The sequence below is a fragment of the Flavobacterium sp. DSR2-3-3 genome, from assembly GCF_049896585.1.
GTDB lineage: Bacteria > Bacteroidota > Bacteroidia > Flavobacteriales > Flavobacteriaceae > Flavobacterium.
This window is the reverse complement of sequence record NZ_JAFCUP010000006.1, coordinates 240,006-252,162: the sequence shown is the minus strand read 5'-3', so window position 1 is coordinate 252,162 and position 12,157 is coordinate 240,006. Positions and strand designations below refer to the sequence as shown.

At 34.5% G+C, this 12,157-nt stretch carries 9 protein-coding genes and 1 pseudogene; 6 read left to right on the top strand and 4 right to left on the bottom strand.

The window, feature by feature from the left end; translation table 11 throughout:
* Both ACP7AQ_RS10595 and ACP7AQ_RS10590 read left to right on the top strand, forming a co-directional pair.
* A pseudogene (locus ACP7AQ_RS10595) lies at nucleotides 1–111 on the top strand (IS30 family transposase); the annotation flags it as partial.
* 237 nt (nucleotides 112–348) lie between these two features.
* Entirely contained in the window at nucleotides 349–1,122 is a 774-nt protein-coding gene (locus tag ACP7AQ_RS10590; RefSeq protein ID WP_426095423.1) for a rhomboid family intramembrane serine protease, read from the top strand.
* A 54-nt stretch (nucleotides 1,123–1,176) separates the two neighbouring features.
* Here ACP7AQ_RS10590 and rlmB read toward each other — a convergent pair whose 3' ends face one another.
* The 4 genes from rlmB to ACP7AQ_RS10570 all read right to left on the bottom strand — a co-directional run bounded on the left by rlmB (nucleotide 1,177) and on the right by ACP7AQ_RS10570 (nucleotide 8,192).
* Nucleotides 1,177–1,911, bottom strand: a complete 735-nt coding sequence (gene rlmB / locus ACP7AQ_RS10585; protein WP_035668140.1) for a 23S rRNA (guanosine(2251)-2'-O)-methyltransferase RlmB — start codon at nucleotides 1,909–1,911, stop codon at nucleotides 1,177–1,179.
* 144 nt (nucleotides 1,912–2,055) lie between these two features.
* Nucleotides 2,056–3,600 carry a SusD/RagB family nutrient-binding outer membrane lipoprotein gene (locus ACP7AQ_RS10580; RefSeq protein WP_426095422.1) on the bottom strand — a complete coding sequence of 515 codons (1,545 nt, stop codon included), beginning with the start codon at nucleotides 3,598–3,600 and terminating at the stop codon, nucleotides 2,056–2,058.
* A 9-nt stretch (nucleotides 3,601–3,609) separates the two neighbouring features.
* A complete protein-coding gene (locus tag ACP7AQ_RS10575; protein ID WP_426095421.1) occupies nucleotides 3,610–6,705 on the bottom strand; it encodes a SusC/RagA family TonB-linked outer membrane protein in 3,096 nt (1,031 codons plus the stop codon).
* An 83-nt stretch (nucleotides 6,706–6,788) separates the two neighbouring features.
* Nucleotides 6,789–8,192 carry a hypothetical protein gene (locus ACP7AQ_RS10570; protein WP_426095420.1) on the bottom strand — a complete coding sequence of 468 codons (1,404 nt, stop codon included), beginning with the start codon at nucleotides 8,190–8,192 and terminating at the stop codon, nucleotides 6,789–6,791.
* A 475-nt stretch (nucleotides 8,193–8,667) separates the two neighbouring features.
* Between ACP7AQ_RS10570 and rpsL the strand changes: the two genes are divergently transcribed.
* From rpsL to rpsJ, 4 genes are all read left to right on the top strand, one after another.
* Entirely contained in the window at nucleotides 8,668–9,051 is a 384-nt protein-coding gene (rpsL, locus tag ACP7AQ_RS10565; RefSeq protein WP_007136570.1) for a 30S ribosomal protein S12, read from the top strand.
* Between the two features lie 72 nt (nucleotides 9,052–9,123).
* Entirely contained in the window at nucleotides 9,124–9,600 is a 477-nt protein-coding gene (gene rpsG, locus ACP7AQ_RS10560; protein ID WP_035668130.1) for a 30S ribosomal protein S7, read from the top strand.
* A 10-nt stretch (nucleotides 9,601–9,610) separates the two neighbouring features.
* On the top strand, nucleotides 9,611–11,767 hold the full coding sequence (gene fusA / locus ACP7AQ_RS10555; RefSeq protein WP_091203670.1) for an elongation factor G: 2,157 nt from the start codon (nucleotides 9,611–9,613) through the stop codon (nucleotides 11,765–11,767).
* An 11-nt stretch (nucleotides 11,768–11,778) separates the two neighbouring features.
* Nucleotides 11,779–12,084, top strand: coding sequence for a 30S ribosomal protein S10 (gene rpsJ / locus ACP7AQ_RS10550; RefSeq protein ID WP_011963470.1), 306 nt, complete (start codon nucleotides 11,779–11,781; stop codon nucleotides 12,082–12,084).
* Nucleotides 12,085–12,157 lie beyond the last annotated feature (73 nt).

The following is a 12,157-nucleotide window of genomic DNA, read 5'->3' as shown; positions in this document are numbered from 1 at the left end:
CCAGAGAGAATTATAGAAATACAAGAGAAATTAAACAATAGACCAAGAAAAAGATTTAATTTTGAAACACCTAATTTTATGTTTAATCAAAAAGTTGCATTTATAACTTGAATCCTGCATTTGAAACAGTTTGCGTTTGTGAAAATTTATTTTTTAGGAGCTATTTCCAGCTTTGCACTTTATCTTTTATATCTTGTTGAAAAAACAAAATATAAAAGGATGCCGTTTCTATCTGGGCTAGGCTGTTGTTAAAAAATGCATAATCAGTTTAAATATGACAAAATAGCATTAAATTATTTTTGGACAAGTATTTGAAACAGGAGTAAAGTATATAATTGCTAGTTACTTATGGACAAACATTTTAAATTCACGAATTTAGTCATTGGACTGCCTCTTTTTTTTGTGCTTGTATTGTGGTTTGTCTTTTGGCTCGAAATCCGATTTGACTTTGATTTTGTCCAAAATGGAATTTACCCTCGAACATTTTCAGGTTTGCAAGGAATTATTTTTAGTCCGTTCATTCATGCGGACATGAAACATTTGTACAATAATTCTTTTCCGTTACTAATACTTTTAGCTTCCTTACAATTTTTTTATGCAAAACAATCACTTCAGGTCATTGGGTACGGAATTATTTTGTCCGGCTTTATTACGTGGATGATCGGCAGAGATAATTATCATATTGGTGCAAGCGGACTAATATATGTACTTTTCAGTTTTGTTTTTTTTAAAGGAATCCAGACTAGGTATAGTCGTCTTGTAGCATTGTCACTTGCCGTTATTGTGGTGTATGGCGGATTGGTTTGGTATATTTTTCCAACACCAACTGTCGAAGGTGAAAATTCTATTTCTTGGGAAGGACATATGGGAGGGTTACTGACGGGATTGCTTCTGTCAATGATTTATAAAACTCCTGAGTATAAAAAAATCATTAAGTATGATTGGGAACATGTAGATTTCGATCCTTCAGAAGATAAATTTATGCAACGTTTTGATGCTAATGGAAATTTTGTTAATTTACCAAAAGTGGAGGTTGAAGAACAACAACAACAGGAATTGTTAACGTATTATACTTCCGTTTTTCAGGTAAATTATGAAGTTGTTACAAATGAAAAAAAATGAATCATAACTGAAGTTATAATTCATTTTTTAGAAGAAGTTGTTATAATAAAAGTTCTAAGATCTTTGTCGTACCGCTTCATATAAAAAAGCACCACAGGCTACCGAAACGTTTAATGAACCAATCGTTCCAAACATTGGAAGTTTAGCCTTCTCGTCAACAATTTTTAAAACCGATGGGTTTACACCACGATCCTCTGAGCCCATAATGATAGCTACAGGTTCATTCAAAGAAATGTCATAAATGTTTTGATCCGTTTTCTCAGTCGCCGCAACAGTCTTTATACCACTAGCCTGCAATAAGAAGATAGCGTCTTTGATGTGTTCTACTTTACAAATGGGAATATTAAAAACTGCACCCGCAGATGTTTTTACCGTATCGCCATTCACTGGGGCTGAACCCGCTTTTTGAACGATGATTCCATTTACTCCCGTACACTCAGCCGTTCTAATGATAGCGCCAAAATTACGGGCATCCGATATTTGATCCAAAATCAAAAACAAAGGTTTTTTTCCGTTTTCAATTACTGATTCGATCAAAGATTCCAAATCAAAAAAAGAAATAGGAGAGATTGTAGCTACAGCACCTTGATGGTTGTTAGGGGTCAATCTGTTCAGTTTTTCAACAGGAACATAGGAAAAGTTGATGTTTCCGCGTTTCATCACCTTCATTAAGTCTTTCATTAGTTCGCTGCTTGCTTCCTTTTGAATATAAACTTTGTCTACCGTTGCGCCTGCTTGTATTGCTTCAATTATTGCTCTAATCCCAAATATTTGATGTTCTTTTTCCATGGTGCAAATATATATAAAAAATTTATCGTAGTAAATGACAACGTTTTTTTAATTTTTGAAAATATAATTTATTTAGTTTCCTGTTAACGACAAAAAAAGGCTGTCTTTTCAGACAGCCTTAAAAAAAATCTAAACGTATTTTAACTACGGTACATACCAGAAGGGACCTTGTGTTGTAATTTGAGCAGATGTCAAAATTGGCACGTTTCCTGAGTTAGCATTGTACTCTGATAAAGGATATATAAGTCTTTTTGGTCTAGATGGTTGCAAGTTGAAACCATTTATAGACCCAGGAATTACAGGGAAACCTGTACGTGTGTAGTTGATATAGTTTTCAACACCATGAATACCGCTTAAGGCGATCCATTTTTGTGTTAAGATCACTTGAATTTTATTTGTACTTGCAGTCCAACCAAAATTAGGTTTTGTGTCAATTTCAGTCAAATAAGTTCCTATCGTTGCTCCTAAATAAGTGAAAGAAGCTTGAACCCCTTCATTAAACAATGTTTGCGCTGTACCTGTTAAAAAACCTCTTTGAACAGCTTCAGCTTGAAGGAATTTGCTTTCAGATAATAACATCAGTGCTCCTGCTTTTGATGAACCAGCTGCAGTTCTCGCTGCTGTATTTGCTCCTACATAGTTTGTCAATCCTAATCCAAATCTTGATGTTGGATTTGAAGTGTTATTTTGTCCAGGAACTGGTTTTTGTCCTTGATCTGTTCCTACTACTTTTCCTCCTACAAGAGTCCATAGTCTAGATCTTCTCGCATCAATAACTCCTGCTGTTGGTCCACCTGTTTCGCCATTTAATACATCGGCGAAATGTTTTGAAGAAGTAAATAAAGTATTTGTTGTATTTGTTGTTGATCCTGCAGCATCTCTAACAAAAGAACCAAAAAATGGACTTTGTTTGTCATTGTTCGCAGAAGAATACCCTGGATTAATTAAAACGTCACTAGTTATAAAATTGTTTAAAGCTCTCAAATCTGCGTATTTTGTGTTTAAATAAGTTACCGTAGTTGCATCGGTAAGCTTGCTTTGTCTTAACAAAATTCTTAATTCGATTGTATTTGCTAATTGTAACCACCTGCTCATATTTCCGCTAAAGACAACGTCTGTAGCCACTCCTTCTGCAGTTGCAGATGGATTTTGGATTAGCGCACGAGCTTCTTCTAATTCTTTAATTAATTCTTTGTAAATTATAGCATCATCAGTGTACGCTGGTGTAAGGTTTTGTTGTCCTTTGAAAGCTTCGAAATAAGGCACATCGCCATATAAATCGACAATATATTGCATATAATGCGCTTTCATAATTTTAGAGATAGCAATGAAGTTTCCCTGATTTGGTAGGTCAGTTTCTATAATCTTTTGAAAGTTGTTTACACTTCGGTACAAACCATCCCATACTGCAGCATAAGTATTATTGTCAAAGTTATATGAATACTCAACTTGTAAAGGGTTAGTAAATTGATAAATATTACCACCCCATGCGTTTGTCATAATGCTACCTAATCTATTCATGTTGATAGCTTGGGTTCTGAATGCTTGTGATTGAGCACCTGGTAGTATAAGTCTAGGAGGAAGAGATGCTTCCAGTGGACTATTTACGTTAGTATTATCAGCTAAGTAGTCACTACAAGATGTTAGAGATACCGCTGCTACCGCTAGTATTAAAAATATTTTTTTCATGTCTTCTAATTAAAAAGTTAAATTCATGCTTCCGCCAAAAGTTCTTGTATTTGGATATTGTCCAGTACCAGAAAATCCTTGCCCATTTCCATTATTTGCTGTACTGTCAGAAGCTTCTGGATCTGTATAGCCTCTATTGCTCTTAGCTAATACAGTGAATGGATTTCTGGCATTAATACCGAATCGTAACGATGTTAATCCAAATTTCTCTATAACTACTGTAGGTAAAGAGTAGCTTAAAGCAAGTTCTCTCACTTTAAATGCTGTTGCATCAATTACATTGTGTTCTCCAGTTCTACTTAAAGTTCCATAATAATCGATAATACCATTAGGTCCATGTCCAGCTGATGAAAAAACAGAAGTATTTGGAGCATAAATTCCTGATCCAGGTGCTGTTTCTACTACTGAATTTGGTAAAATGAAACCAACTTCTCTATCAAAATCAGCTGATTCTACTAAACGTCCAGGCCATGTCAAATCGTATTTAGTTCCGGAAATTATTTGGTGACCAGTTCTATAATCCATTACAGCTGACAATGTAAACCCTTTGTATGTGAAAGAGTTCGATAGCCCTAAAATATAATCTGGGGTTGCTTTACCTAAAATAGAGTTTGAAGAAGATCTTGTAGGAAGACCAAATTGATTTACGATTATGCTGCCATTACCGTCTCTTAAAAAAGTCGTACCTTTAATTAAAGGAAATTCTTCACCCACTTGAGCAAAAATTCCTGTTCCGGTTGCTGCGTTAGAGAAAAGGTTGATTTCATTTGCTCCAGCAGCAAGTGAATTTATAACAGATTTGTTGGTTGAATAGCTAGCTCTTAAATTCCAAGTGAAATCTTCGGTTTTAATCGGAATTAATCCTAAATCGATTTCAAGCCCTTTGGTAGTCATATCACCGATGTTTGATTGTGATGTTGCTAATCCAGAAGCTGATGAAGCTGTAGCCGCTGTAATTAAATCTTTTGTGTCAGATATGTAAGCAGACCCATCGATTGTAATCCTGTTATTGAAAAGCCCAATATTTAAATTAACCTCTTTTGTAGTTACAAATTCTGGTTTAATATTTTTATCAGTAGGTCTTTGATTGACTATGTAAGAACCCAATTGACCATAAGGAAATCCTGTAGGGAATACCCCAATTTCAGATGTAGCATACGGTTGGATCGATGATGAGTTACCTACTTTTACAATGTTTGCAGATAGTTTTAAGTAACTTAAAGTTTCGCTTTTTAATCCTTCAAATGCTAATGTTGGTATGAAAGATATACCAGCACTTGGGTAGAAAAAATTATTATTTTCTTTTGATAGTACTGAAGTCCAATCGTTTCTTCCTGTTAAATTTAAGAATAAATAATTTTTATATCCTAAATCAATGTTTGCTAATACAGACGCACGATTAGATTTCAAAGATCTGTTATCTAATGTTGATGGATTGGCAGGGCTCAAAACATTGTTGATATGGTACCATCCAGGAATGTCAAGATTTTGTCCTCCCTGAGAAGTGATTCGATAATTACGATCTTGCATGTTGCTACCAATGTTCGCTTTCAAGCTTAAATCATCTGTTAAATCGTAGTCAAAATTTATTAAAAAATCACCATAGTAAGTTCTTAGAGATGACTGATTTGAAAAGTATTCAGAAGTTTGGTTTCTGTTTGCCCCAGCACCGGCTAATGCAGCTGTTTCTCTATATTCATTGATATGTGACTGCTCAGCTCTATTGGTAAATTGTAAATTACCAGTGTAAGTGATATTTATGTTTTTGTTTATGTCGTATTTTAATGCAGCGATAGTGTTTATAAAAGTTCTAGTTGCATCATTACGGTTATTATCTATAGTCCAATAAGGATTTTTAAAGTATATGGTATAGTTACCTTCATTTCCTGAATTTTTGAATAAATTCAAATCAACATTTCCTGCTGTTTGAATCAAGTCATCAAGTAAATCATTGGAAGTTTCAGTAGATTTTTGATATGTATAATTTACGTTACCATCGATGCTAAATTTCCCAATTTTTTTTCCTGCTTTAAATAAAAAGCTATTTCTTTCTAGCGCATCTCCGTTAACAACGAACTCAGTTTTTACCTTGTTAGCAGATAAAAGAGCATATGAATCTTCGCTTCCTGCGTTAATAGAAAAACCGTTTTGATACGTAGCTCCAGTTTGGTAAAAAGCTTTTATATTATCTTTAATAAAAGAGTACGGTTGTTGAAATTCTAGACCATCTGCTTGAGGTAATCCAGTAGGTCTTAATTCGCCGTCATAAAGAAGTCCCCATGACCCATTTTCTTCAGGATAATGAACACCATCCCATCCTTGACCATATTTTTGCTGCGTGTCTGGTAAGAATGAAATTGTTTCAAAATCAATTGCAGAATTTACATTTACAGTGATTTTTCCTTTTTCTTTTCCTTTGACTGTCGTAACGATTATTACACCATTTACTCCTTGTTCTCCATAAAGTGCCGCTCCTTGCATACCTTTTATAACATTTACACTTTCGATTAACTCTGGAGGTAAAAGTTGTAAAGCTGCCGATGTAGAAATTGCATTGTCTATTACAACAAGAGCCTCGTTATTTCCTGTAATAGATCTTGAGCCCCTAAGAACAATTCTATTAGTACCGTTTACGCCACTGGAGCTTTTGTTGATTTGAAGTCCGGATACTTTACCTACTAATGACTGAACTACGTTGGGATTAGCTGCTTGAGTAAGTTCTTTACTTGCTACTACTTGTGTTGATGATGTTAAAGCGTTTTTGTTTCTTTTAATACCCAGCGCTCCTATTACTACACCTTCCAATTCAATCGAATCATCTTTTAAATTAAGGTTTAAATTAGATGAACTAGCTAATATTTCTTGGGTTTTCATCCCAATATAGCTGAATACCAAGACTTGGCTTGGAGTTGCTCTGATAGAAAATTTTCCATCAAAATCAGTTTGTGTTCCAGTTTGTGTCCCTTTCACTAATACACTCACACCTGGTAAAGGTAGTCCTGCATTATCAGAAACAACACCTGAAACAGCTCTTTCTTGCGCAAACGAAATTTGCGCCATAAGTACTATCAGTAGTACTAAGAATCCATTAAACTTTAGTTTCATTTTTAAATATTTTGAATTAGTTCTGCAATTTCTTAATAATTTGTTAACTTTCCTAATATATGAATCTCTAATTTACGCACTGATTAAAATTTAACATTATAACTGATATGTACAATTGTGTTATATATTTCAAATTTTTGATTTTTGGCATGGCCATTTGCTATGGCTAATTTGAAAAATCCGTTTTTGGTGTGTAGTCCCATTCCTAGACCAATTCCAAGTAAGGTGTCTTTTATGTCGGTGCTTTTGTCTTCGTAATAAGCGTAGTCTAAGATGGTGTGTATATAAAAATCGGGCGATAGTGTATAGCGGTATTCTGTAAGAATAGAAGTTATTAAATAAGCCTGTAAACTATTTTCTGTGAATCCTCTTATGCTGTTAAATCCCCCGAAACGAAAAAGTTCATTTACAACATAGGTATTGCTTTGTAGAAAGTAATTTTGACTATTAATATTTATCGCGTTCTTTTTATTTAAGTTAAAATTATGTGAAGCTTGAACGCTTAAAAAAAACTGATTGCTTTTTGTGTTATTTTTTAATTGATTTTTGATTTCGCGCTTTCCGGTTCCGGCAGTTAGCAAAACAAAAGTTTTTATCGGAAAAGTTAAATTAGCTAAGTCAAGTTTTTTGTAATTAAAACTGGATGTTAAAAATGAATTGCTAAAATCGCTTACTGATGTGTCTATTGAGTTTTGAATGTCGCTCGATTCTGTGGTTTGGTAACCCAAATATAAACGGGTGTTGTAATTTGGGAAGTAGCTTAAATCAATTGCGCTTTTTGTGTTTTGAAAAGTGCTGTCTTGTCTGAATAATTGAATTTGGGCTTTTAATCCGATTGGACTTTTGAGTAAATACGGAAGTTCAATGTTTGCGTTAAATGTTTTTTGATCATTTCCGTCGCTTTTCCAGTAAACAGCTAATTGTTCTCCGAAACCTAAAATATTTTCAAGTTTTACATCTAAGTATCCATTTAGAATTATTTTTTTGTTTTCATTATTTGAAAATCCAATAAAGCCATCAAAAGTATTTGAATTCTTTTTCTCAAGATATACATAAACTTTTGTTGTGTCTTTCGTAAATAAAATTTCTGGATATTTCACTTGGTTAATAAATCCAAATTTCTCAAAATCATTATAAATTTTGTCTACTATTTTTTGATTAAAAACGCCATTTTTATATTTTCGGTTTATTTGCGCTAAATGTCCATTGGGAAATTTATTGGATCGGCTGTTTTCTGCGTAATTGACTATGATGGAGTTTAGTGTTCTTTTCGTGTCTGATTCCATTTTTAAATCGGCATAAATTTTAGTGTCGACTCTTCTTATGTTTGTTAGTTTCAGTTTTGCTAATGCGAATCCGTTTTGCTCTAATTTCTCAACAGTTTGCTTTAAAAAAGAATTAATTTCTGTGTAGGGTAGTTTTACAGTGTCGTTTACTTTACTTGGTTCAGTTGAGTTTTCGAGAATTAAATTTGTACCTATATACATATGTATTGTTTTTATTTTTTTTCCTAATGTAAAATTGGCTATGTAAACTGAGTCCTTCGTTTTATTAAATTCAACGGTACTATTATCTATATAGCCTATTTCGGATAATTTTTCTGAAAGTTTGATTATCTCTTCGCGCACTGACTTAGTATTCTGGTGAGCTGTATTGTATTTTAAGGAGTCTATAGTTTTTGTTTCTAATGAGTTGCTTCCGGATATTAACAATCGGAAATTTTGTGCCGAGCAATTGAGGCAAAAATTTAGAAAGAAGAATAAAATAATTATAAATTTCAAGTGAATATGTGTTTTTAATAAAAGTAATGTAAATATCTAATGTTTGTGATAAAAATCAAATGATAAAATAATCTTATTGAAAATTAATAGATTAACGTTTGTAGAGTAAAAAATATTTTCTACATTTGCAACCCCGTAAAAAGCGGGAATTTAATATAATAAGAAATTTTTAGTATTAATTATGCCAACAATTCAACAATTAGTAAGAACAGGAAGAACTCAGATAACTAAGAAGAGTAAATCGGTTGCTTTAGATTCTTGTCCTCAAAGAAGAGGGGTTTGTACGCGTGTTTACACTACAACACCAAAAAAACCAAACTCTGCAATGCGTAAAGTAGCGCGTGTACGTTTGACAAATGGTAATGAAGTAAATGCTTACATCCCTGGTGAAGGACACAATTTACAAGAGCACTCGATAGTATTAGTTAGGGGTGGAAGGGTAAAAGATTTACCAGGAGTTAGATACCACATCGTTCGTGGTGCGCTTGATACGTCAGGAGTAGCAGGAAGAACGCAAAGAAGATCTAAGTACGGAGCAAAACGCCCAAAAGAAGCAAAAAAGTAATTTAAAAAGTTATTACATAAGGATGTGATTAGTCGCATTGTTACAAGTATGACCTTTTATTAAAAAAAAGACATGAGAAAAAGAGCGGCAAAGAAAAGACCACTTTTACCAGATCCAAGGTTTAATGACCAACTGGTAACACGTTTTGTGAACAACTTAATGTGGGATGGAAAAAAATCGACAGCGTTTAAAGTATTTTATGATGCAATTGACATCATTGAGTCTAAAAAACAAGATGCAGAGAAACCATCATTAGAAATTTGGAAAGATGCGTTAACCAATGTTATGCCTCACGTAGAAGTACGTAGTCGTAGAGTAGGTGGAGCTACATTTCAGATTCCAATGCAGATTCGCCCAGATAGAAAAATTTCTATGGCTATGAAATGGTTAATTCTTTACTCTAGAAGAAGAAACGAAAAATCGATGGCTCAAAGGTTAGCTTCAGAATGTTTAGCTGCGGCTAAAGAAGAAGGAGCAGCTGTTAAGAAAAGGATGGATACTCACAAAATGGCAGAAGCTAACAAAGCATTCTCTCACTTTAGATTTTAATTCTTAAGAAATGGCTAGAGATCTTAAATATACAAGAAATATAGGAATTGCTGCTCACATTGATGCTGGTAAAACAACGACAACGGAGCGTATATTATTCTATACAGGAAAATCACACAAAATTGGTGAAGTGCACGATGGTGCTGCAACAATGGACTGGATGGCACAAGAGCAAGAGAGAGGTATTACAATTACTTCTGCTGCAACAACTTGTGAATGGAACTTTCCAACTACACAAGGTAAAGTTTTGCCTGAAACATTACCTTATCACTTCAATATTATTGATACACCGGGACACGTTGACTTTACAGTTGAAGTAAACCGTTCGTTGCGTGTACTTGATGGTTTGGTTTTTTTATTTAGTGCTGTTGATGGTGTTGAGCCGCAATCGGAAACTAACTGGAGACTAGCGGATCAATACAGAGTACCACGTATTGGATTCGTTAATAAAATGGATAGACAAGGTTCTAACTTCTTGATGGTTTGTCAACAAGTAAGAGATATGTTAAAATCAAACGCAGTTGCAATCACTTTGCCAATTGGCGAAGAGAATGATTTCAAAGGTGTTGTTGATTTAGTAAGAAACCAAGCTATAGTTTGGGATGAAGAAGGTATGGGAGCAACTTACGAGATTGTGCCTATTCCAGAAGATATGCTTGAAGAAGTGAAAGAATACAGATCGATTCTTATCGAAGCAGTAGCTGATTATGATGAGACTTTGCTTGAAAAATTCATGGAAGATGAAAACTCTATCACAGAGGAAGAAATCAACATTGCTTTAAGAGCAGCTGTAATGGATATGGCTATCATTCCGATGATTGCTGGTTCTTCTTTCAAAAACAAAGGAGTTCAATTCATGTTAGATGCAGTGTGTAAATATTTGCCGTCTCCAATGGATAAAGATGGTATTGAAGGAATTCATCCTGATGACGCTGATTTATTAGAAGAAGATCAAACTAAAATATTACGTAAGCCGGATGTTAAAGAGCCGTTCGCTGCTTTAGCTTTTAAAATTGCTACTGACCCATTCGTAGGTCGTTTAGCTTTCTTCCGTGCTTATTCAGGACGTTTAGATGCTGGTTCTTATGTCTTGAACACCCGTTCAGGAAACAAAGAAAGAATTTCTCGTATCTATCAAATGCATGCTAACAAGCAAAACCCAATTGATTATATTGAAGCAGGTGATATTGGAGCGGCAGTTGGATTTAAAGATATTAAAACTGGAGATACATTGTGTGATGAAAAGAACCCAATTATCTTAGAAAGTATGAAATTCCCTGCACCGGTAATTGGTATTGCAATTGAGCCTAAAACTAAAGCTGACGTAGATAAAATGGGTATGGCTTTGGCTAAATTAGCCGAAGAGGATCCTACATTTACTGTTAGAACAGATGAAGCTTCAGGGCAAACTATTATCTCGGGTATGGGTGAGCTTCACTTGGATATCTTAGTTGATAGAATGAGACGTGAATTCAAAGTGGAAGTAAACCAAGGTGAGCCTCAAGTTGAATATAAAGAAGCATTTACAAAGTCTGCTCAACACAGAGAAACGTACAAGAAACAATCTGGTGGTCGTGGTAAATTCGGTGATATCGTATTTAGATTAGAGCCAGCTGATGAAGTTGATGGTAAAGCTCCTGTGGGATTGCAGTTCGTTAATGCCGTCAAAGGTGGTAACGTTCCCAAAGAATATATTCCATCTGTAGAAAAAGGTTTCAGAGAAGCTATGAAAACAGGTCCTTTAGCAGGATACCAAGTTGATAGTTTGAAAGTAACTTTATTAGACGGATCTTTCCACCCGGTGGATTCTGATGCGCTTTCTTTTGAGCTTGCAGCAAGAATGGGGTATAGAGAGGTAGCTAAGGCAGCGGGTGCTGTTATATTAGAGCCAATCATGAAAATGGAAGTGATTACACCAGAAGAAAACATGGGAGATATCGTAGGTGATATCAACCGTCGTAGAGGTCAGGTGAATGATATGGGTGATAGAGCCGGTGCAAAAACCATAAAAGCAGATGTGCCATTATCTGAAATGTTTGGATACGTTACTACGTTAAGAACACTTTCATCAGGTAGAGCAACATCTACTATGGAATTTTCACACTACTCTGAAACGCCTTCTAATATTTCGGAAGCAGTTATCAAAAAAGCAAAAGGAAACGCATAATCTTTAAGAAAATGAGTCAAAAAATCAGAATAAAATTAAAATCTTACGATCACATGTTGGTAGACAAGTCTGCTGAGAAGATTGTAAAAACGGTAAAAAGTACCGGTGCAGTTGTTACAGGACCAATTCCATTGCCAACGCACAAAAAACTTTTTACAGTGCTACGTTCTCCACACGTTAACAAAAAAGCGAGAGAGCAATTTGAAGTAATGTCATACAAGAGATTAATTGACATTTATTCATCTTCATCAAAAACTATTGATGCTTTGATGAAACTTGAATTGCCTAGCGGTGTTGAAGTAGAGATCAAAGTTTAAATAGCTTACTAGTAAGAAAAGAACGCTGTTTTTAAGCGAAAAATATTTTTTTGGTTTGTGTGTAAATAAGTTA

Coding starts and splice junctions, on each gene's coding strand:
- ACP7AQ_RS10590 (WP_426095423.1), top strand. CDS start 349: ATGGACAAACATTTTAAATTCACGAATTTAGTCATTGGACTGCCTCTT.
- rlmB (WP_035668140.1), bottom strand. CDS start 1,911: ATGGAAAAAGAACATCAAATATTTGGGATTAGAGCAATAATTGAAGCA.
- ACP7AQ_RS10580 (WP_426095422.1), bottom strand. CDS start 3,600: ATGAAAAAAATATTTTTAATACTAGCGGTAGCAGCGGTATCTCTAACA.
- ACP7AQ_RS10575 (WP_426095421.1), bottom strand. CDS start 6,705: ATGAAACTAAAGTTTAATGGATTCTTAGTACTACTGATAGTACTTATG.
- ACP7AQ_RS10570 (WP_426095420.1), bottom strand. CDS start 8,192: ATGTATATAGGTACAAATTTAATTCTCGAAAACTCAACTGAACCAAGT.
- rpsL (WP_007136570.1), top strand. CDS start 8,668: ATGCCAACAATTCAACAATTAGTAAGAACAGGAAGAACTCAGATAACT.
- rpsG (WP_035668130.1), top strand. CDS start 9,124: ATGAGAAAAAGAGCGGCAAAGAAAAGACCACTTTTACCAGATCCAAGG.
- fusA (WP_091203670.1), top strand. CDS start 9,611: ATGGCTAGAGATCTTAAATATACAAGAAATATAGGAATTGCTGCTCAC.
- rpsJ (WP_011963470.1), top strand. CDS start 11,779: ATGAGTCAAAAAATCAGAATAAAATTAAAATCTTACGATCACATGTTG.